An 18,797-nucleotide genomic window follows, 5' to 3' on the forward strand; every position below is an offset into this window, starting at 1 on the left:
TTGGACAACGGCAAGCACAATACGGTTACGCGCCGGTCACCAGCCAAGCGGTGCCGGCGGCGCGGCGTACGAGGGTGACCAGGCGCGCCACCATCCACACGCCGAGCGCACACCACAGGGCGACCACGCCGAGCCCCGACGCGAGCAGCGCGGCCGGCAGGTACGCGAGCGTCGTCCACACCCCGGCCCACGCCAGGTAGCGCTGGTCGCCGGCGCCGATGAGCACCCCGTCGAGCACGAACACGATCCCGCAGATCGGCTGGAAGAGCGCCACCGGCCACAGCAGGTCGAGCAGCATCCCGGCCACCGCGGGCTCGGCGTCGAACAGGCCGGGCACCAGCGGCCTGGCCGCCAGCACCAGCAGGCCGAGCAGCGCGCCCGACCACAGGCCCCACGTGACCATGCGGCGGGTGGCGTCCCTGGTGGCGGGCACGTCGCCGGCGCCGAGCGAGCGTCCTGTGATGGCCTGGCCGGCGATCGCGATGGCGTCGAGCGCGAAGGCGAGCAGCGTCCAGACCTGCGTGGCCAGCGCGTAGGCGGCCAGCTCCGCCTCGCCCATCCTGGTGGCGATCGCGGTGGCGGCCAGCAGCACGATGCGAAGGCACAGGGTGCGGACGAACAGGGCGATGCCCGCCGTACCGGCCTGCCTGACGCCGTACAGGGAGGGGGTGAGCGGGGTGCCGTGCCGGCGCGCGCCGCGCGCGACGACGACCAGGTAGACGGCCGCGCCCAGGGTCTGCGCGATCACCGTGCCCCACGCCGACCCCGCGATGCCCCAGCCCAGCCCCAGCACGAACCAGGCGTTCAGCGCGGCGTTCGCGGCGAACGACCCGACGGCCACCGCCAGCGGGGTCACCGTGTCCTGCAGCCCGCGCAGCACGCCGGTGCCGGCCAGCACGACCAGCATCCCGGGCGTGCCGAGCAGACTGATCCGCAGGTACGTCACCGCCTGCCCGGCCTGCGTGCCGCTCGCGCCCAGCCAGCTCACGATCTCCGGGGCCAGCGGCCAGATCACCGCGATCAGCGCCACGCCGAGGCAGATGGCCAGCCAGATGCCGTCCACGCCGCTGCGCATGGCCCGGCCGTGCTCGCCTGCGCCGGTCTGCCGCGCGACCTGGGCGGTGGTGCCGTACGCGAGGAAGACGCACAGGTTCACCAGTGCCGTCAGGACCGTGCCCGCCACGCCCAGAGCGCCGACCGCCGTGGTGCCGAGCCCGTGCCCGACGATGGCGTAGTCGGCGAGCAGGAACAGCGGCTCGGCCACGAGCGCCCCGAACGCGGGCACGGCAAGCCGCAGAATCTCCCGGTCTCTGGATGTAATGGGCATTTGTCCATTATGGACATTACACGGCGTGTCACGCCAACTTTCTTTCCTCCACAGCCGGTGGATACCGTTCGCCCTGCTCAGCCGAGCTTCGGGGGATATCAGAAAGAGTTATCCCCAGCCCCGTCCACAGGCCGTTCACACCCTCGGGGCACTCGTGCACAGGTTGACCACAGGGTTGTCCACAGGCCACGTTGCCGAGTGGCCAGGACTCCGCGAAACTGTCACACCGGTCGACTACAAGTGGGGGTGGTGCGACCATCTGCGAGGTGCACGAGGGGGCGCGGTGAGCATTGACCAAGAGGCCGTCGGCAGTCCGGGGTTCGAGCGCACCCCTCCGCACAACATCGAGGCGGAGCAGTCGGTCCTCGGCGGCATGCTGCTGTCGAAGGACGCCATCGCCGACGTCGTCGAGATCCTGCGCTCCGACGACTTCTACCGCCCCGCCCACCAGATGGTCTACGACGTCATCACCGACCTCTACGGCAGGGGCGAGCCGGCCGACGCCGTCACCGTCTTCGACGAGCTGCAAAAGCGCGGCGAGATGGCCCGCGTGGGCGGCGCCGCCTACCTCCACACGCTGACCGCCGTCGTCCCCACCGCCGCCAACGCCGGCTACTACGCCAAGATCGTCCGCGAGCAGGCCATCCTGCGCCGCCTCATCGAGGCCGGCACCCGCATCGTCTCCTTCGGCTACGGCGGCCAGAACGAAGAGGTCGACGAGCTGGTCGACCGCGCCCAGGCGGAGATCTACCAGGTCACCGAGCGCCGCACGTCCGAAGACTACGCGCCGCTCGCCGACATCATGCCCGGCGCGCTCGACGAGCTCGAGGCCATCGGCAGCCGCGGCGGCCAGATGGTCGGCGTCCCCACCGGCTTCGCCGACCTCGACCAGCTCACCAACGGCCTGCACCCCGGCCAGATGATCGTCGTGGCCGCGCGTCCCGCCATCGGCAAGGCCCTCGCGCTCGACACCCCGCTGCCCACGCCCTCGGGCTGGACGACGATGGGCGAGGTCCAGGTGGGCGACCTGCTCATCGGCGCCGACGGCCGGCCCACCCGCGTGGTCGCGGCCACCGGGGTGCTGCGGGGGCGGCCCTGCTACGAGGTGGAGTTCGCCGACGGCACGGTGATCGTGGCCGACGCCCATCACCAGTGGCTCACCAGGCACGACGGGGGAGAGGCGCGGATCCGTACGACGGAAGAGCTCGCCCGAGGCCACACGATCACCAACACGAGCCCCCTGGCCCTCCCCGAGCGCGACCTCCCTGAGCCCCCCTACACCCTGGGCACCCGCCTGGTCACCGCGGGCACGGACGGCGGCTCGCTGCGCATCCCCACGGCCTACCTGCGCGCGTCCGAAGACCAGCGCAGAGACCTCCTGGCGGGCCTGCTCGACACGGCGGCCACCATCGACGCCGCAGGAACGGTGCACCTCGACCTCACGGACCCCGGCCTGGCCGAGGAGGTCCGCGAGCTGATCCACAGCCTCGGCCACACGGCGGCCATCGCGGAGACGGCGGTCACGTTCACCCCGCCCGACAAGGTCTTCCAGCGCCGCACCGACGCCAACGTCCGCATCGACACCGCCGCCGCCCCCCTCCACCGCACGATCACGGAGGTCCGCCCGGTGCCCTCGGTGCCGGTGCGCTGCGTGGAGGTGGACAACGCCGACCACCTCTACCTCGCCGGCCGCACCCTGATCCCCACCCACAACTCCACGCTCGGCCTCGACTTCGCCAGGTCCGCGGCGATCAAGCACGGCATGACCACGGTCATCTTCTCCCTGGAGATGTCCCGCAACGAGATCACCATGCGCCTGCTGTCCGCCGAGGCCCGCGTCGCCCTCCACCACATGCGCTCCGGCATGATGGGCGACGACGACTGGACCCGCCTGGCCCGCCGCATGAGCGAGGTGGCCGAGGCCCCGCTGTTCATCGACGACTCGCCCAACATGTCGATGATGGAGATCCGCGCCAAGTGCCGCCGTCTCAAGCAACGCAACGACCTGCGCTTCGTGGTCATCGACTACCTCCAGCTGATGAGCTCCCCGAAGAAGGTCGAAAGCCGCCAGAACGAGGTCTCGGAGATCTCCCGAGCCATCAAGCTCCTGGCGAAGGAGCTGGAGGTCCCGGTCATCGCGATCTCCCAGCTCAACCGAGGCCCGGAACAACGCACCGACAAGCGCCCACAGGTGAGCGATCTACGTGAATCGGGCAGCATCGAGCAAGATGCCGACATGGTCATCCTTTTGCACCGGGAGGACGCGTACGAGCCGGAGTCCCCGCGGGCCGGTGAGGCCGACCTGATCGTGGCCAAGCACCGTAACGGCCCCACGGCCACGGTGACGGTCGCCTTCCAGGGTCACTACAGCCGGTTCGTGGACATGGCCCAGCACTGAGCCGTCCGACCGTACCGCTCTCCTGTCACCGCCGAGAGATGATGAGCCAGGACCGCCGGGCGGCCCCCCTCGACGGAGAGACGGGTGGGCCGCCGGTGCGGTCTATGCTCAGGCCCATGGCACTGGAATGGGAACAGATCATCGTCGACTCCGCCGACCCCGTCGCTCTCGGGCGCTGGTGGGCCGAGGCTCTCGGCTGGGTAGTGGTCGACGAAACCGAGGAGATCATCGAGATCCGGCCTGAGCCGGACCAGATGCCGGGGCTGCTCTTCGTGCCTGTTCCCGAGGGCAAGACGTCGAAGAACCGGCTCCACCCCGACTTCCGCCCCGACGACCAGGAGGCCGAGGTCGCCCGGCTGCTCTCCCTCGGTGCCCGGCGCGCCGACACCGTGCAGGACGAGCAGCACTGGGTGACCCTCCTCGACCCGGAGGGCAACGAGTTCTGCGTCCTGAGCGAGCGGAAGAGCTGAGCGGAGGCACTGGCGGAAGCGCTGAGCGGAGGCCGGGCAATGGTCCGGGGCGGCACGACGTCGCGACGGCCTGGCCCAAGATCATCTCGTGGCGGGTTCGGAGCCTATCTGGGTCACACCCCAGAGGAGCTCACACCTGAGGAGAGTGACATCACCGTGAGACGAACAACCGTGCCAAGCCCCTGAGACACCACCATGCTCCGCAGGTCAGACGCTCGGCGGGTGACACAGAGACTGAGACCCTACAGTCCGCTCGGACGCGGGGACGCCTCCCACCGATGAGTTCTGTGCGCGTCCGTGGTCGATACGGGTGAATCGACAGGGGCGGGAAGCGCATGGAGGCAGTGATGAGCGTTGGCGGCTCCGAGCAGGGTCCCAGGGTGCTGGTGGCGGGGGCGAGTGTCGCGGGGCCGGCGCTGGCCCACTGGCTGCGCCGGCGGGGAGCCGAGGTGACCGTGGTGGAGCGGGCTCCTGAGCTGCGTCCCGGCGGGCAGGCGGTGGACGCGCGCGGGGTCGCCAAGGACGTCATCGGGCGCATGGGGCTGGACGCGGCGGTGCGCGCGGCCCGTACCGACACCGCGGGCGCGTACATCGTGGACGCGGACGGGAACGTGCTGGAGACCCACCGCGCGGACGACCACGGCGGCGACGGGTTCATCGCGGACATCGAGATCCTGCGCGGGGACCTGTCCCGCGTGCTCTACGACGACACCAGGGACGGCGTCGAGTACGTCTTCGGCGACCGGATCGCCGAGCTCGGCCAGGACGCGGACGGGGTCGACGTGGTCTTCGAGGGCGGTGACCGGCGGCGTTTCGACCTGGTGATCGGGGCCGACGGGCTGCACTCGCAGTTGCGCGGGATGGTGTTCGGGCCGCGCGAGCAGTTCGTCCGCCACCTCGGGCTCGTGCTGGCCTTCTACAGCGTGCCCAACGAGTTCGGCGTGGACCGCTGGATGATCGACCACCAGGAGGGCGGACGGTCCGCCGGTCTGCGGCCCGTCCCTGACGCGACCCGGGCGATGGCCATGTTCTCCTTCCCCGCGGCCGACTTCGACGTCGATCACCGCGACGTCGCGGCGCAGAAGCGCCTGCTGCGCGAGCGGATGGACGGTTTCGGCTGGCTGACCCAGCGCATGCTGGCGCACGTGGACGACGCCCCTGACTTCTATCTGGACCAGGTCGCTCAGGTGGTGATGGACCGCTGGTCGAGCGGTCGGGTGGGGCTGCTCGGCGACGCGGCGTTCTGCGCGTCGCCGATGTCGGGGGCGGGCACCGGGCTGGCCCTGGTGGGCGCCTACCTGTTGGCCGGAGAGCTGGCCGCCGCCGGGTGGGACCCGAAGGCCGGGTTCGCCGGGTATGAGGCGAGGATGCGCCCGTACGTGGAGGCGAACCAGGAGATGGGCCGGCTGCACGTCCACAGCCTCGGGGACGCCGAGCCGGGCCCCGATTTCTCCGGCGCCTGGTTCGCCGACCTGATCGAGCGCGCGATCAACGGCGTCGACCTTCCCGACTACGAGGCTGTGACCTAACAGACAAGTCGCCACGGAATGGCGGTTGATCGCCTCAGTGCTCTACGAGAGGACTGAAGCGAAGGGAAACACCATGACCATCCTCGTCGCCTACGACGGCTCGGCCGACGCGCGCGCCGCGATCGAGTTCGCCGCCAAGCACCTCACGGCCGAGCCCGCGGTCATCGTCACGGTCTGGGAGCCGCTGCTCGTCCAGCTCAAGAAGTATCCGCTGGCCGCGGGGGCCATCGACCCCGGCACCGAGGACGAGGCGCACGCCCAGGCGGAGCAGCACGCCAAGGAGGGCGCTGAGCTGGCCGTCGCGTCGGGGCTCTCCGAGGTGACCTACCGGGCGGTGGCCGACAACGAGTCGATCTGGAAGACGATCGTGGACGTGGCCGACGAGATCGACGCCTCGCTGATCGTGACCGGCTCGCGGGGGCTGGCCGGCGTACGGTCGGTGCTGCTCGGCAGCGTCTCCAACCACGTGCTGCACCACGCCCACCGCCCGACCCTCATCGTCCCGCCCGCCCCCAAGAACTGAGGGTCAGGAGGCGCAGCACTGCTGGGGCGGGCACAGGCGGGTGTCGATGCGGCGCGCGCCGGGCCCTTCTTCACCCAGCCGGTCGTACGGGTTCGCGACAGGGCACCGGTCGAGCGACAGGCAGCCGCACCCGATGCAGTCGGTGAGGTCGTCACGCAGGCGCTGCAACTGCTCGATCCGGTCGTCCAGCTCGCCGCGCCAGGCCGCCGACAGCCGGGCCCAGTCCTCGCGGGTGGGGGTGCGCTCGTCGGGGAGTTCGCTGAGGGCGTCCTTGATGACCTTGAGGGGGATGCCGATGCGCTGGGCCAGTCTGATGAAGGCGACCCTGCGCAGGCTGTCGCGGGGGTAGCGGCGCTGGTTGCCCGCCGTACGCCGGCTGGTGAGCAGGCCCTTGGCCTCGTAGAAGTGCAGGGCGGAGACGGCGACGCCGCTGCGCTCGGCGAGCTGCCCGACGGTGAGCTCCTTGGTGTTCCAGGCGACCTTCGTCATACCTCGACATTACTTCAGGATCGTAGGGTGGTCGCCATGACGGACACGCTCCCCACTGAGTTCGAGGTCCTCGACGAGCGCATGGCCGCGATCGGCGGCGACACGAGAATCGAGATCCTGTACACCGGCACCCGCTGGGGCGAGGGGCCGGTCTACTTCCCGGCCGGCCGGTTCCTGGTCTGGAGCGACATCCCGAACGAGCGCATGCTCCGCTGGGACGAGATGACCGGCGCGGTGGGCCCGTTCCGCCTGCCGTCCGGCTACGTCAACGGCAACACCCTCGACCGCGAAGGCCGGCTGATCTCCTGCGAGCAGGGCCCGCGCCGGGTCACCCGCACCGAGCACGACGGCTCCATCACCGTGATCGCCGACCGCTGGCAGGGGAAGCGCTTCAACAGCCCCAACGACGTCGTCGTACGCTCCGACGGCTCCATCTGGTTCACCGACCCCCCGTACGGGATCCTCAGCGACTACGAGGGCGTGGCCGCCGAGCAGGAGATCGGCGGCTGCCACGTCTACCGTGCCGACCCGGTGACGGGCGAGGTGCGGCGGGTGGCCGACGACTTCGACCGCCCCAACGGCCTGGCGTTCTCGCTGGACGAGCGGCACCTCTACGTGGCCGACACGCGGGCCAGGCACATCCGCGTGTTCGAGGTCCAGGACGACGGCAGCCTCGCCGGCGGCAAGGTGTTCGCGACGGGCGGCGAGCCGGACGCGTACGACGGCCTGCGCCTCGACGACAAGGGCCGGGTGTGGGCCGCGGCCGGCAAGGCCCTGCTCTGCTACGACCCCGACGGCACGCTGCTCGGCCGCCTGCGCCTGCCCGAGCCGACCGCGAACCTGGTGTTCGGCGGCCCCAAGCGCAACCGGCTGTTCATCGCGTCCGCGACCTCGCTGTACTCCCTGCTGACCAACGTCACAGGAGCGCGCCCGGTGTGGGCCACCGGGCGCTGACTCCTCCCGCCGCGCCCCCGCGACGGCGGGTGCGCGGCTCACTCCCATCGGAAGAGCCGTACGGCGAGACCGCCGAAGACGACCAGCCCTGCCGTCACCACCACCAGGTGGAGGACCTGCGGTGGGTGCCCGGCCCAGGTGTCCCTGAGCGCCGCGGCGAACGGCCCGGCCACCGAGTAGTCGCTGATCGTGCGCAGCACGTCCGGCATGACGTCGCGCGGCACCCACATCCCGGCGAGGAACATCAGCGGGAACATCACCGCGGACCCGATGCCGGGCGCGACCTTGGCGTTGGGCGCCAGGGAGGCGATGACCAGCCCCATGGCGAGCAGCGCCGCGGTGCCGAGCAGGAACACCAGCACGAACCAGGCGAGCTGCCGCGGCGGCGCCGAGCCGAACACCGCCGCCCCCGCGACGACCAGCAGCGCCGTGGTGACCACGCCGATGCCCAGGTTGATCAGCAGCTGCACCCCCAGCATCCGCGCGGGACCGACCGGGGTGGTGGACATCCGCCTGAGCACCCCCTGCTCCCGGTACGTGGACAGCGTCGCGGGCAGCACGCTGCACGCCAGCGTCAGCAGCGCGAGCAGCACCATCATGCTGGGCCACTGCGCGTCCACGTACCGCTCACCGCCCGCGCCCGCCTCGGTGAAGAACGGGATGCTGAGCCCCAGCACGACCAGCAGCCCGAGCGGCAGCCCGATGGTGAAGAACAGCAGCGGCCACTCCCTCAGGTGCAGCCTGGTCTCCGTGACGAGCAGCTTCATGACAGCTTCCTTCCGGTCAGCGCGAGGAACGCGTCGTCCAGCGTGGCCTGCTCGATGCGCAGGTCTCCCGGGACGATCTGGTGGTGGGCCAGGGCGAGGGTGACGGCGGGCGCGAGGTTGCCCGAGCCGCTGACGATGACCTGTTCGCCGCTCCGCGTGACCTCGCGCACCTCGGGCAGCGCCAGCAGGACGGCGTCGTCCACCGGCGCGGACGGGCGGAAGCGCAGCCGCTGGTCGCCGCCCACCTGGGCGATGAGCCCCTCGGGGGTGTCGGTGGCGACGACGCGGCCGGCGTCGATGAGGGCGAGACGGTCGCAGAGCCGCTCGGCCTCCTCCATGAAGTGGGTGACCAGCACGATGGTCACGCCGGATGCGCGTACCTGCTCGATCAGCTCCCAGGTGTCCCTGCGGGCCTGCGGGTCGAGCCCGGTGGTCAGCTCGTCGAGCACGGCCACGCGCGGCCTGCCCACCAGGGCCAGCGCCACGGAGAGCCGCTGCCGCTGCCCGCCCGACAGGTTCCTGAACGTGGTATCGCGCTTGCCGCCGAGCCCCACCCGGTCGATCAGCTCGTGCCAGTCGGCGGGGTCGGGGTAGAAGGAGGCGTACAGGTCGAGCGCCTCGCGTACTTTGATCTTCTCCGGCAGCGCGGCGCTCTGGAGCTGCATGCCGATCACGCGGCGCAGCTCGTCGCGGTCGGTCGCCGGGTCGAGGCCGGCCACGCGTACGGTACCGCCGTCGCGCTGCCGCAGACCGGCGACGCACTCGACGGTCGTCGTCTTGCCGGCCCCGTTGGGCCCGAGGATGCCGAAGATCTCGCCCTCCGCCACCTCGAACGACACGTCGTCCACCGCGAGGTGATCGGGGTACTGCTTGCGCAGGTTCCTGACCTCGATGATTTTCATGCCATTGACGCTAGGGACGCGGACAAGAGGGCGGAATCTCGCTAGATGCCCGGCAAGGGTGTACTTAGGTGCAGTGACCTGACCCCTCCTGGTGCCGCAGACTGATGTCATGCTCAAGAGGTACGGTCACGTCGTCACGCTGCTGGCACTCGGTGTCCTGCAGGTGCCCATGATCGTCGTGAGCGGTTTCCTGCTGATGCTGTCGTTCGCGCTCGGCATGGTGTTCCTGTATCCGACGCAGGTGATGCTGGTCAGGCGGATGGCCGAGCTGCACCGCAGGCTGGTCACCGAACGGCTCGGCGTCACCATCGAGTCGCCCTACCTGCCCGCGCCCCCGCCTCCCGTGCCGCAGCCCGACGGCTTCTACCGCGCCGACCGTACGCTCTACAAGACGCCCCGCGTGCCCGAGTGGAACAACCGGTTCAAGTGGCTGCTCGGCGACCCGGGCACCTGGCGCGACCAGAGCTGGATGCTGCTCGACCCGCTGGTCAAGCTGCTGCTCCTCCCGGCGCTCCTGCTGGTGCCGAGGCGCGGCCTGGCGATCTACGCCCGCTGGTGCCGGCTGCTGCTGGACGCCACCGCCGCCAGCCGCCTGGCCGGCCAGGTCAGCCATCTCACGCGCACCCGCAACCTGGCCGCCGACTCCCAGGCGGCCGAGATGCGCAGGATCGAGCGCGACCTGCACGACGGCACGCAGGCCAGGCTCGTCGCCATCGGCATGACGCTGGGCGCGGTCGAGGAGCTCGTGGAAAAGGACCCGGCCGCGGCCAAGGCGCTGCTGGCCAGGGCCAGGGACGCCTCGTCGGAGACGCTGACCGAGCTGCGCAGGGTCATCCGCGGCATCCACCCGCCGGTGCTGGCCGAGCGCGGCCTGATCGACGCCGTACGCGCCCTCGCCATGGACCACCCGATGCACGTCACCGTGGACGCCGACCTGCCGAAACGGGCGGAGGCGCCGGTGGAGGCGGCGGTCTACTTCGCGATCAGCGAGCTGCTGACCAACGCCGCCAGGCACGGCGACGCCCAGAAGGTCAGCGTGGACATCAGCGCCCACGGCGCCGACCTGCGCGTCACGGTCATGGACGACGGCATGGGCGGCGCCGACCCGTCCAAGGGCAGCGGCCTGTCCGGCATCGAGCGGCGGATCGCGGCCTTCGACGGCGTGCTCGCCCTGCGCAGCCCGCCGGGCGGCCCGACCACGGTCACCATGGAGCTGCCTCGCGTGCTGCCGGTGCCCGAGGCCGCGGCCCGCAAGATGCCGCGCTGGAAGATGGTCGTCGTGACGGCCCTCTGGGCCACGGCCTGGTGCCCCACCTTCCCCCAGGGGATCGTGGCGGCCGTCTTCAAGATCTTCGGCGTCGAGGAGAAGACCTGGTTCCTCGCCCTGCACCTGCCGCTGCCCTGGCAGTGGCCGACGATCATCGGCATGATCGCGGTAGGTGTCTTCATGCACGTCATGGCCATCCGCATCCCGGCGACCCACGACCACGGGCGTCTCATGCAAGACTTCTCCCCGCTCACGCTCGTCAAGCCCTGGAAACCATGAACCGCGTCCTCGTCGCAGAAGACCTCTACCTGCTCCGTGACGGCCTCGTCCACCTGCTGCAGGCCCACGGATTCACCGTCGTCGCCGCCGTCGAGAGCGGGCCCGAGCTGCTCAAGGGCCTGCTGGAGCTGCGCCCCGACGTCTCCATCGTCGACGTACGGCTGCCGCCCACCCTCACCGACGAGGGCCTGCAGGCCTCGCTCACGGCCAGGCGGCAGGTGCCCGGGCTGCCCATCCTCGTGCTGTCCCAGCACGTCGAGCAGCTCTACGCCCGCGAGCTGCTGGCCGACGGCTCAGGCGGCATCGGCTACCTGCTGAAAGACCGCGTCTTCAACGCCGAGCAGTTCATCGACGCCGTACGCCGGGTCGCCGCAGGCGGCACCGCCATGGACCCGGAGGTGATCGCGAAGCTGCTGGCCAGCAACGCCAAGCGGGAGCCGCTCGGCGGCCTCACCCCACGCGAGCGCGAGGTCCTGGAGGCCATGGCAGAGGGACGCTCGAACGCGGCGATCTCCCAGCGCCTCTATCTGAGCGAGAGCGCCGTGGCCAAGCACACGGCCTCCATCTTCGCCAAGCTCGGCCTGGCGCCGTCCGACGACGACAACCGGCGGGTGCTCGCCGTGCTCGCCTACCTCAACAGCCGCTGACCGCCTGTCCCCGAACTGCGCTGAGTTGTCGGTGGCACCGGCTATTTTCATAGGGCAGGCGGCGACGAGAAGGTGGTATGAGGTGAAAATCCGGGTTAACCGCGATGTTCTGGCAGATGCGGTGGCATGGGCTGCCCGAGTCCTGCCCAGCCGTCCCGTGGTGCCCGTGCTGTCCGGGCTGCTGCTGGAGGCGACCGACGAGCTCACCCTGTCGGCGTTCGACTACGACGTCTCCGCGCGCGCCGCGATCGAGGCCGAGGTGTCCGAGGAGGGCCGCGTGCTCATCCCCGGCAAGCTGCTCGCCGAGATCAGCCGCAGCCTGCCCGCCGACGACGTCGAGCTGGTCACCGAGGGCGCCGAGGCGGTGCTCACCTGCGGCAGCGCCGAGTTCGGCCTCATCACCATGCCGGTCGAAGACTTCCCCGCCCTGCCCGCCATGCCGCCGGCCATCGGCGCCATCGGCGGCGGCGTGTTCGCCTCCGCGGTCGGCCAGGTCGCGCCGGCCGCCAGCCGCGACGACACGCTGCCCATGCTCACCGGCATCAGGGTCGACATCGAGGGCGAGTCGGTGGCCATGGCCGCCACCGACCGCTACCGCATCGCCGCCCGCGACTTCACCTGGCGTCCGGCCGCCCCCGACGTCGCCGTCTCCGCCATGGTGCCCGCCCGGGTGCTCGTCGAGGTGGCCAAGTCGCTGCGCGGCGGCGAGGTCTCCGTGGCCATGGGCGACGGGGTCGCCGGGTTCGAGAGCGTCGGCCGCAGCACCACCGTGCGGCTGCTCGACGAGCAGTTCATCGACTACCGCGCGCGGCTCACGTCCGAGTGGTCGATCAGGGCCGACATCGCGGTGGCGCCGTTCGTCAACGCGATCAAGCGGGTGGCCCTCGTGGCCGAACGCAACACCGCGGTGCGGCTGTCGTTCAGCCAGGGGCAGGTGCTGATCCAGGCGGGCGGCGGCGACATCGGCCGCGGCACCGAAGTCGTGCCGTGCGAGCTGCGCGGCGACGACATCCAGATCGCCTTCCAGTCGCAGTTCCTGCTCGACGGGCTCACCGGCATCGAGACCGAGCTGGCCCGCATCAACCTCGAGTCGCCCACCAGGCCCGCGCTCATCCAAGACGTGCCGGGCGACGCCCAGCCGGCCTTCCGCTACCTCGTCATGTCCCTGCGTCAGACGTGAGCGCCGCCTGACGGGCGGCGACCAGCCTGAAGACCCGCTTGAACTCCGCGTACGCCTGCTCGCCCACGGCCCGCGCGTGGGCCGCCTCCAGCTCGGCCAGGATGGCGTCGGAGCGCACGATGAAGTCGCGCCCCCTCTCGGTGGGCACGATCAGCTTGGCGCGCCGGTCGGCGGGGTCGCGCCGGCGCTCCACGTAGCCGAGCTCGACCAGCTCGTCCACCAGCGTGCCGATCACCTGCTTGTGCCGGCCCGAGCGCGCGGCGAGGTCCGTCGCGCGGCTGCCGTCGTCGTCGAGGTAGGCCAGCACGGCGCCGTGGCGCGGCCGCAGCCCCGGATGTCCCTGCTCGGCCAGCGCGGCGAACAGCTCCCGCTGCAGCCCGAACAACGTGCGCCCGCTCAGCATCCCCAGATCGGGGTCCTCCTGGGTGCGCCGGCTCCTGTCCATGCTCCCCGCGCTCCCCGCGAGCGGCTCAGGACTCGGTGAGCGCGATGAGGATGTGCTCCATGCAGGCGTGACCGGCACGCTCCGCCGCCGCGGCGTCGCCGGCCGCGATGGCCCTGGCGATGGCCTCGTGGGGGATGTAGTTCTTGTTCAGCGACGTGCCCGCGGCCGTGATGCTGGCCCGCAGGGCCGCCGAGAAGTCCTCGTAGAGGTCGATCAGCACGAGGTTGTGGGTCGCGTGCGCGACCGCCATGTGGAAGGCCAGGTCGGCCTCCACGAAGAAGTCGGGGTCGTCGAGCTCCCAGGCCCGCTCCCGCTCGGCCAGCGCCGCCTCGATGCGCCGGATATCCTCATCCGTACGCCGGGTGGCGGCCAGCCGGGCGGACTCGACCTCCAGCGCACGGCGTACTTCGAGGATCTCCAGCTGCTCCGCCTGGCGCAGCCGTCGCAGCATCGCGCCGGACAGCTCGCTCGTCGCGCGGACGTAAGTGCCGTCCCCCTGACGGCACTCGAGCAATCCGGCGTGCGTGAGCGCGCGCACGGCCTCCCGAACGGTGTTGCGACCCACTCCGAGCTGCTCGGCGAGCGCGGTCTCGGTCGGGATCTTGCCGTTCATCGGCCACGACCCTGAGGTGATCTGCTCTTTGAGCTGATCGATCACCTGGTCGACGAGCGAAGCCCGCTGCGCCGTACGCAGACTCACAGTCCGCCTCCTCCGGGAAAGCCAATCATCCTATGAGTCAATGACTGGTAGACCCTAATTATTCCAGACTCAATAGGCCAAATCTGGAGCTCCCGGAGGGTCAGCGAGAAACTGTGGCGTCAATCGTCACCCCTGCCATGGCGGAGCGAACTCCGGCAGCTTCGAGGGCTTTACGATATGCCGCCGTCTGAAGTGCCCTGGACTCGCCCCTGCCATAAAGGTCGCCCAGCTCACGCCAGCACCGCGCGGCCTGCCGATCGGAGCCGAACACCGGCCGGTCGAGGGTGTCGAGCAGCTCGTACGCGTCGCGCAGCTGACCGGAGGCGTCGCCCGCCTGCTCGAAGGCGACGGTGGCCAGCACCAGGTGCGCCTCGGCCGCGGTGGTGCCGCTGCCGTCGTGGTCGAGCCCGGACGCCTTGACGGCCAGCTCGCCCGCGCCCACCAGGTCGCCGGCACGCAGCTTCACCCGCGCGTGGACGATCAGGCTCTCGCCGTATTCGCGCGCCGTGGCGGGGAAGACGGAGAACGCGCTGACGGCCTCGCCGGCCAGCCGCTCGGCCTCTTCGATCGGTCCCACGCCCATCCTGGCCCAGTGCATGGCGGCCCCGGCCAGCACCAGCGCGAGCCGGGTCGGCCGCCCGGCCATGATGGCGTCGTCGGCCAGCGCGACGGCCAGCGCGGAGTCCTCGCCCGCCGCGGCGGCGGCACTCGCGTGCCACAGAGCCCGGATCTCGGCGGAACGGTCCACAACCTGAGGGACGCCCGCCGTGTCGAGCACCTGCTTGACGTAGGCCAGCGCGGGGGAGTCGGTCTCGCTCTCACCACGCGCCTCGACAAGGGCCGCGGCCAGCTCGACGGCCAGCTCGCCCTGGGTGATCCGCAGCCGTTCGGCCTGCGCCAGCGCCGTGGCCGCGAGGTCGCGGGCCCGCAGCCGGTCGCCGGCCTGCTGGTAGCAGCGGCTCAACGCGATCGTGAGCGGCAGGTCGGCCAGCCGCTCAGGGTGAGCCGCCGCCTCTCTGCGCAGCCTCTCGAACGCCTCCACCGCCTGCCCGAGCCGCCCCTGGGCCTCGAGGGCACGCGCCCTGCCGAACCGCGCCTGCGCGGTCAGCATCGCGTTCTCCTCGTCCGCGGCCTTCACGATCTCCGTGAACCGGTCCGCGGCGGTGGCGGGGTCGCCGTGCTGGAGTTCTAGCTCGGCATGGCGCAGGCCGAGCTCGGTGTCGATGCGCTGGCGAGGCTCGATCCCGTGAAGGAGGAACTCCGTCGTGCATCCGAGCCGCTCGGCCAGGAGCCGGGCAACCACAGGAGTCGGCGTACGCTTACCCGACTCAATGAGCGAGACATAACTGTCCGACAGGTCGGGTCCGGCCAGCTGGGCCTGAGACATCCGCCTGTTCAGCCGCAATCCACGGACGCGGTCACCGATGGTTCCCTGACTCGGCATCTCATCTCTCAAGGCGGGGAAGGGTCAACAACACGCAATGATTGCATGAAGTACCCGAATCTGGTATCCCCGCGTGAAGAATTTGACCACGTCGAGATTAATCGTCCCCGTCGTCCTTGCCGGGGAAAAGCATCTGGCAGACCTCTAGGTAGAGCGTCTCCGGATACGGAATGTATTCGACCGTTGACAGAGCCTGATCCTGACCGGCCGATTCGAGGATGAACTCACCGTAACCGAGCATGCGCCCAAGCAGAGATCTCTGGAAGCTCATGTCGGTGACCTTGCCCAATGGCATCATCGCGACCTTGCGCGTGATGAGGCCGGTGGTGAGCAGCATTCGCTTGGATGTCACCACAAAGTAATCGACCGACCACTCCGCGGCTTTCCACACGAAGCGGATCAGCAACAGCAGCCACAACCACCAGACGACGACCAGGGCCGTGCCGCCCGCCTCGCCACCGCCGAAGAATCTGCTGAGGAGCCCGGCGACGATGAGGCCGCCGAGCACCTCGGCGACCGGGCGCAGCAGAATGGCGGGATGCCGCCGCACCATGATGACCTGTTGTTCCTGGGGGAGGAGGTAGCGGTTGACCGACGATGGAGCAGAGTCCCCGTGGGTCACAAGTCTCATGAGAGGCTGTTCACGAATTGGGCCAGCGAGTCGGCCGCGTTGAACACCGTGTCGAACGCTCCCTTCACCGCGTCTGCGGCGTCAGCTGGTCGCGCGAACAGGTAGTACGCAACAAATGCGATACCACCGTATGTGAGGACCTTTTTGACCTGCACCGTCGCCTCCGTACCCACTTACCCACTCCACCCGCCCTATACATTACCCACCCGGATGCCGGGGTAAAGGTAACTTGGCAGGTAAGTTCTGATCTTGCTTAGCCGCGGTCGCTGGCCACCAGAGCCAGGACGTGTAGATGTTTACGCGCGATGCGCTCCACGAGGCTCGGATGGGCGTAGCCGGTGACCTCCAGCGCGCCGTAGTGCGCCGCCTCCACGCAGCGCGTTACCGTGGTCGCGGAGTGGATGCCGGCGAACTCGTCGCACAGCACCGTCTCCACGTCGGCGTACGGAGTCGGGTCCGCCTCGGTGTGCTCGCTCATCGTGCCCCCACGCGCATGCGGAAGATGTCTTCCAGTCTCTTCGTACCCACCCAACCACAGTATGTAACGAAGTGATGACGTGTCGTGACGGGTCGTGGACTTTTCCGAGAGAACTTTCCCGGGGCGGATGGGCGCCGCTCCGGAGGGGGCGGCGCGTGGTGAGGCTCGTGGGGCGGGGGTTCGGACGTGGGGGTGAGGCTCGGAGAGTGCGTCAGACGACGCCGTAGAGGCGGTCGCCGGCGTCACCGAGCCCGGGAACGATGTAACCGTTCTCGTTGAGCCGCTCGTCCAGGGCCGCCGTGACCACCCGGATCGGCTTGCCGGAGTTGGCGAACACCTTGTCCATGTACGCCAGCCCCTCGGGGGCCGCCAGCAGGCACAGGGCCGTGACGTCGACCGCGCCCCGGTCGAACAGGAACTGCACCGCCGCCGCCAGCGTGCCACCGGTGGCCAGCATGGGGTCGACGACGTAGCACTGGCGCCCGGACAGGTCGTCGGGCAGGCGCGTCGCGTACGTCTCGGCCTGCAGCGTCGACTCGTTGCGGATCATGCCGAGGAACCCGACCTCGGCCGTCGGCAGCAGCCGCATCATGCCGTCGAGCATGCCCAGCCCGGCCCGCAGGATGGGCACCACCAGCGGGTACGGCTTCGCCATCCGCACCCCCTCGGCCTGCGCCACCGGCGTCTGCACGGTGACCTCGCTGACCCGGACGTCGCGCGTGGCCTCGTAGGCGAGCAACGTCACCAGCTCGTCCGCGAGCCTGCGGAAGGTGGGCGAGTCGGTGCGGACATCACGCAACGTGGTGAGTTTGTGGGCCACGAGCGGATGATCGACGACGAGGGTCTCCATGGCACCCAACGCTATCTCCTGCCCAACCCTGCTATCGACCCCCCACCAGCCCCTCAACCCGCCATGCCAGCAGCACGGGAAAGACCAGCCTCCGCCCCTCCTTGGAGGCCGGAAGGTCCCCCGTTCCGGGGAAGCGGCCTCCTCTTCTGCCCAAAGGACGGAAGTCCCGCGTCCGGGAGAGTGGCTCTCCTCTCCAAGGGACGGAGAGCCGCGTGCCCGGGGGAGTGGCCTCCTCTCCTTCTCAAAGGACGGGAAGTCTCGCGGCCGGGGAGTGGCAGGCGTGCGGGTGGGGGCGCTGGGCTGCGCTTCCTCCTCCCTCCCCCCGAAGGCCGGGAACCGGCGCGGCGGGGAGGGTCGAACGTGACGGGAGGGGTGCGGGGGCATCACATCTTTGGTTTTGATCACAATTTGGTCGGAGAGGCACACGCCCGGTGGCCGGTTCTGGAACGATTGGGTCCTGGTGATATCTGCCGTGTCAGAGGTCGGGTGGGGATGGCGATGACAGACGAAGACGCTCTCGACTTCGCCATCGTGGTTTATCGCGAGGACGAGTGCTGGCAGGCCGAGCTCCTGCCGGTCACGCTCACGTCCGACCTGCACGGGCTCATCCATGCCCTGAAGCAGCAGCCGAGCGAGAGCGGCACGATCGGGCTGATCGCGGTCGGCGACGAGTTCTTCGTGGCGCTCAGGGTCATCGGCGACCGGGTCGACGTGTTCCTGTCCGACATCGCCGCCTCGTGGGACTTCCCGCTGGCCCGTCAGGTCCTTCACTACCTCGACGTCCCCGTGCCGGACGAGGAGGAGCTCGACGAGATCCTCCAGGACGAGGAGACCGTGCTCCCCGCAGGAGATCTGTCGATCTTCGCCGATCTCGGGTTGGACGAGATGGAGCTGGGCATCCTCTCCGGCGACATTGACCTGCTTCCCGAAGATGTGCTGTCCAGCATCGCCGCGCGGCTGGGGTTCTCCGAGCCGTTCGAGCGTGCCATCGAATCGGTCTTCGGCTGACCCCCCTGGAGCGCGGACATGGCGTCCAACACCTTCTCTGCGGCCTTCGTCAGGACCTCTGACGGCTGGAACGGTGCCGAGGTCGATCTCGGGGACGCCGAGATCGTCGACGACTTCGGTGACGCCGTCACGGAGACGCTGGGACTCTCCGGCGACGAGCTAGCCCTGCTGTGCGTCGAGGTCGAGGACGAGTGGTTCGCGATCGCCCGCTATCACGGCATCGAGGAGCCGCGGGTCTTCCTGTCCGACGTGCACGCCGTCGTGGCCGACAATCTCGGCGAGCTGTTCGCCGAGTTCGCCGGGGTGGCGCCCGACAAGGAGGGCAACGGGCTCGGCGTACGCCCGGCGGGCGACTTCGAGCTGCTCAGCGACCTGGGAGTGAGCTCCGAGGAGCTGCTTGAGCTGAGCATGGAGGAGGGCATGCTGCCGGCCGACATCCTGTCGGTGATCGCCGAGCGGCTGTCGTTCGCGGACGAGCTCGACCGGTTGCGGTGACGTACGAGGACGCC

The 18,797-nt window shown here is 70.0% G+C and carries 21 protein-coding genes; 10 read left to right on the forward strand and 11 right to left on the reverse strand.

Annotation, left to right across the window (positions count from 1 at the left end; all coding sequences use genetic code 11):
- Positions 1-25: 25 nt before the first annotated feature.
- On the reverse strand, positions 26-1,327 hold the full coding sequence (locus AB0K28_RS13190; RefSeq protein ID WP_364368774.1) for an MATE family efflux transporter: 1,302 nt from the start codon (positions 1,325-1,327) through the stop codon (positions 26-28).
- Between the two features lie 283 nt (positions 1,328-1,610).
- Here AB0K28_RS13190 and dnaB point away from each other — a divergent pair, with 283 nt between their 5' ends.
- The 4 genes from dnaB to AB0K28_RS13210 all read left to right on the forward strand — a co-directional run bounded on the left by dnaB (position 1,611) and on the right by AB0K28_RS13210 (position 6,247).
- Positions 1,611-3,725: a replicative DNA helicase gene (gene dnaB, locus AB0K28_RS13195; protein WP_364368777.1), complete on the forward strand. Its 2,115-nt coding sequence runs from the start codon at positions 1,611-1,613 to the stop codon at positions 3,723-3,725.
- A 116-nt stretch (positions 3,726-3,841) separates the two neighbouring features.
- Positions 3,842-4,195: a VOC family protein gene (locus AB0K28_RS13200; protein ID WP_345393065.1), complete on the forward strand. Its 354-nt coding sequence runs from the start codon at positions 3,842-3,844 to the stop codon at positions 4,193-4,195.
- Between the two features lie 347 nt (positions 4,196-4,542).
- Positions 4,543-5,724 (forward strand): FAD-dependent monooxygenase, encoded by a 1,182-nt coding sequence (locus AB0K28_RS13205; protein WP_364368780.1) that lies wholly within the window; start codon positions 4,543-4,545, stop codon positions 5,722-5,724.
- Positions 5,725-5,797: 73 nt separating this feature from the next.
- Positions 5,798-6,247: a universal stress protein gene (locus tag AB0K28_RS13210; protein WP_364368783.1), complete on the forward strand. Its 450-nt coding sequence runs from the start codon at positions 5,798-5,800 to the stop codon at positions 6,245-6,247.
- Between the two features lie 3 nt (positions 6,248-6,250).
- Here the strand turns inward: AB0K28_RS13210 and soxR are convergent, their stop codons facing one another.
- Positions 6,251-6,736 carry a redox-sensitive transcriptional activator SoxR gene (gene soxR, locus AB0K28_RS13215; protein ID WP_364368786.1) on the reverse strand — a complete coding sequence of 162 codons (486 nt, stop codon included), beginning with the start codon at positions 6,734-6,736 and terminating at the stop codon, positions 6,251-6,253.
- A 36-nt stretch (positions 6,737-6,772) separates the two neighbouring features.
- Here soxR and AB0K28_RS13220 point away from each other — a divergent pair, with 36 nt between their 5' ends.
- Positions 6,773-7,690, forward strand: coding sequence for an SMP-30/gluconolactonase/LRE family protein (locus AB0K28_RS13220; protein WP_364368789.1), 918 nt, complete (start codon positions 6,773-6,775; stop codon positions 7,688-7,690).
- A 38-nt stretch (positions 7,691-7,728) separates the two neighbouring features.
- On the opposite strand, the gene AB0K28_RS13225 is transcribed toward AB0K28_RS13220, so the two are convergent.
- Positions 7,729-8,457 carry an ABC transporter permease gene (locus AB0K28_RS13225; protein WP_364368792.1) on the reverse strand — a complete coding sequence of 243 codons (729 nt, stop codon included), beginning with the start codon at positions 8,455-8,457 and terminating at the stop codon, positions 7,729-7,731.
- Positions 8,454-9,359, reverse strand: a complete 906-nt coding sequence (locus tag AB0K28_RS13230) for an ABC transporter ATP-binding protein (RefSeq protein WP_364368794.1) — start codon at positions 9,357-9,359, stop codon at positions 8,454-8,456. The genes AB0K28_RS13225 and AB0K28_RS13230 overlap by 4 nt, the downstream gene beginning before the upstream one ends.
- Positions 9,360-9,468: 109 nt before the next feature.
- Here AB0K28_RS13230 and AB0K28_RS13235 point away from each other — a divergent pair, with 109 nt between their 5' ends.
- From AB0K28_RS13235 to dnaN, 3 genes are all read left to right on the forward strand, one after another.
- Positions 9,469-10,905, forward strand: coding sequence for a histidine kinase (locus AB0K28_RS13235; RefSeq protein WP_364368797.1), 1,437 nt, complete (start codon positions 9,469-9,471; stop codon positions 10,903-10,905).
- Entirely contained in the window at positions 10,902-11,552 is a 651-nt protein-coding gene (locus AB0K28_RS13240) for a response regulator transcription factor (RefSeq protein ID WP_345393051.1), read from the forward strand. The genes AB0K28_RS13235 and AB0K28_RS13240 overlap by 4 nt, the downstream gene beginning before the upstream one ends.
- An 82-nt stretch (positions 11,553-11,634) precedes the next feature.
- The gene (gene dnaN / locus AB0K28_RS13245; RefSeq protein WP_364368800.1) at positions 11,635-12,732 is read left to right on the forward strand and encodes a DNA polymerase III subunit beta; all 1,098 of its coding nucleotides are present in this window, start codon (positions 11,635-11,637) and stop codon (positions 12,730-12,732) included.
- On the opposite strand, the gene AB0K28_RS13250 is transcribed toward dnaN, so the two are convergent.
- The 7 genes from AB0K28_RS13250 to upp all read right to left on the reverse strand — a co-directional run bounded on the left by AB0K28_RS13250 (position 12,710) and on the right by upp (position 17,280).
- Complete coding sequence (locus AB0K28_RS13250; protein ID WP_364368803.1) at positions 12,710-13,177, reverse strand: MarR family winged helix-turn-helix transcriptional regulator; 468 nt, start codon at positions 13,175-13,177, stop codon at positions 12,710-12,712. The genes dnaN and AB0K28_RS13250 overlap by 23 nt on opposite strands.
- A gap of 25 nt (positions 13,178-13,202) precedes the next feature.
- A complete protein-coding gene (locus AB0K28_RS13255) occupies positions 13,203-13,877 on the reverse strand; it encodes a FadR/GntR family transcriptional regulator (protein WP_355417489.1) in 675 nt (224 codons plus the stop codon).
- A gap of 100 nt (positions 13,878-13,977) precedes the next feature.
- A complete protein-coding gene (locus AB0K28_RS13260; RefSeq protein WP_364368807.1) occupies positions 13,978-15,321 on the reverse strand; it encodes a helix-turn-helix domain-containing protein in 1,344 nt (447 codons plus the stop codon).
- A 97-nt stretch (positions 15,322-15,418) separates the two neighbouring features.
- Positions 15,419-15,952, reverse strand: coding sequence for a PH domain-containing protein (locus tag AB0K28_RS13265; RefSeq protein ID WP_364368810.1), 534 nt, complete (start codon positions 15,950-15,952; stop codon positions 15,419-15,421).
- Positions 15,949-16,125, reverse strand: coding sequence for a hypothetical protein (locus tag AB0K28_RS13270; RefSeq protein ID WP_345393045.1), 177 nt, complete (start codon positions 16,123-16,125; stop codon positions 15,949-15,951). The genes AB0K28_RS13265 and AB0K28_RS13270 overlap by 4 nt, the downstream gene beginning before the upstream one ends.
- Positions 16,126-16,205: 80 nt before the next feature.
- Entirely contained in the window at positions 16,206-16,430 is a 225-nt protein-coding gene (locus tag AB0K28_RS13275; protein WP_345393042.1) for a hypothetical protein, read from the reverse strand.
- Between the two features lie 211 nt (positions 16,431-16,641).
- Complete coding sequence (gene upp, locus AB0K28_RS13280; RefSeq protein WP_355417477.1) at positions 16,642-17,280, reverse strand: uracil phosphoribosyltransferase; 639 nt, start codon at positions 17,278-17,280, stop codon at positions 16,642-16,644.
- A gap of 498 nt (positions 17,281-17,778) precedes the next feature.
- On the opposite strand from upp, the gene AB0K28_RS13285 reads away from it, so the two are divergent.
- Both AB0K28_RS13285 and AB0K28_RS13290 read left to right on the forward strand, forming a co-directional pair.
- Positions 17,779-18,288 carry a tRNA adenosine deaminase-associated protein gene (locus AB0K28_RS13285; RefSeq protein WP_345393039.1) on the forward strand — a complete coding sequence of 170 codons (510 nt, stop codon included), beginning with the start codon at positions 17,779-17,781 and terminating at the stop codon, positions 18,286-18,288.
- A gap of 18 nt (positions 18,289-18,306) precedes the next feature.
- Positions 18,307-18,783 (forward strand): tRNA adenosine deaminase-associated protein, encoded by a 477-nt coding sequence (locus tag AB0K28_RS13290; RefSeq protein WP_345393036.1) that lies wholly within the window; start codon positions 18,307-18,309, stop codon positions 18,781-18,783.
- Positions 18,784-18,797 lie beyond the last annotated feature (14 nt).

The sequence above is a fragment of the Nonomuraea sp. NPDC049504 genome, assembly GCF_040676845.1.
Lineage (GTDB): Bacteria > Actinomycetota > Actinomycetes > Streptosporangiales > Streptosporangiaceae > Nonomuraea > Nonomuraea salmonea.

Excerpts from the sequence above, each read along its gene's own strand:
- AB0K28_RS13285 (WP_345393039.1), top strand. The coding sequence starts at position 17,779 with ATGACAGACGAAGACGCTCTCGACTTCGCCATCGTGGTTTATCGCGAG.
- AB0K28_RS13240 (WP_345393051.1), top strand. The coding sequence starts at position 10,902 with ATGAACCGCGTCCTCGTCGCAGAAGACCTCTACCTGCTCCGTGACGGC.
- AB0K28_RS13235 (WP_364368797.1), top strand. The coding sequence starts at position 9,469 with ATGCTCAAGAGGTACGGTCACGTCGTCACGCTGCTGGCACTCGGTGTC.
- AB0K28_RS13220 (WP_364368789.1), top strand. The coding sequence starts at position 6,773 with ATGACGGACACGCTCCCCACTGAGTTCGAGGTCCTCGACGAGCGCATG.
- AB0K28_RS13210 (WP_364368783.1), top strand. The coding sequence starts at position 5,798 with ATGACCATCCTCGTCGCCTACGACGGCTCGGCCGACGCGCGCGCCGCG.
- AB0K28_RS13230 (WP_364368794.1), bottom strand. The coding sequence starts at position 9,359 with ATGAAAATCATCGAGGTCAGGAACCTGCGCAAGCAGTACCCCGATCAC.
- AB0K28_RS13250 (WP_364368803.1), bottom strand. The coding sequence starts at position 13,177 with ATGGACAGGAGCCGGCGCACCCAGGAGGACCCCGATCTGGGGATGCTG.
- AB0K28_RS13290 (WP_345393036.1), top strand. The coding sequence starts at position 18,307 with ATGGCGTCCAACACCTTCTCTGCGGCCTTCGTCAGGACCTCTGACGGC.
- AB0K28_RS13275 (WP_345393042.1), bottom strand. The coding sequence starts at position 16,430 with ATGAGCGAGCACACCGAGGCGGACCCGACTCCGTACGCCGACGTGGAG.
- AB0K28_RS13260 (WP_364368807.1), bottom strand. The coding sequence starts at position 15,321 with ATGCCGAGTCAGGGAACCATCGGTGACCGCGTCCGTGGATTGCGGCTG.
- soxR (WP_364368786.1), bottom strand. The coding sequence starts at position 6,736 with ATGACGAAGGTCGCCTGGAACACCAAGGAGCTCACCGTCGGGCAGCTC.
- AB0K28_RS13225 (WP_364368792.1), bottom strand. The coding sequence starts at position 8,457 with ATGAAGCTGCTCGTCACGGAGACCAGGCTGCACCTGAGGGAGTGGCCG.
- AB0K28_RS13200 (WP_345393065.1), top strand. The coding sequence starts at position 3,842 with ATGGCACTGGAATGGGAACAGATCATCGTCGACTCCGCCGACCCCGTC.
- upp (WP_355417477.1), bottom strand. The coding sequence starts at position 17,280 with ATGGAGACCCTCGTCGTCGATCATCCGCTCGTGGCCCACAAACTCACC.
- AB0K28_RS13265 (WP_364368810.1), bottom strand. The coding sequence starts at position 15,952 with ATGAGACTTGTGACCCACGGGGACTCTGCTCCATCGTCGGTCAACCGC.
- AB0K28_RS13190 (WP_364368774.1), bottom strand. The coding sequence starts at position 1,327 with ATGCCCATTACATCCAGAGACCGGGAGATTCTGCGGCTTGCCGTGCCC.
- AB0K28_RS13205 (WP_364368780.1), top strand. The coding sequence starts at position 4,543 with ATGAGCGTTGGCGGCTCCGAGCAGGGTCCCAGGGTGCTGGTGGCGGGG.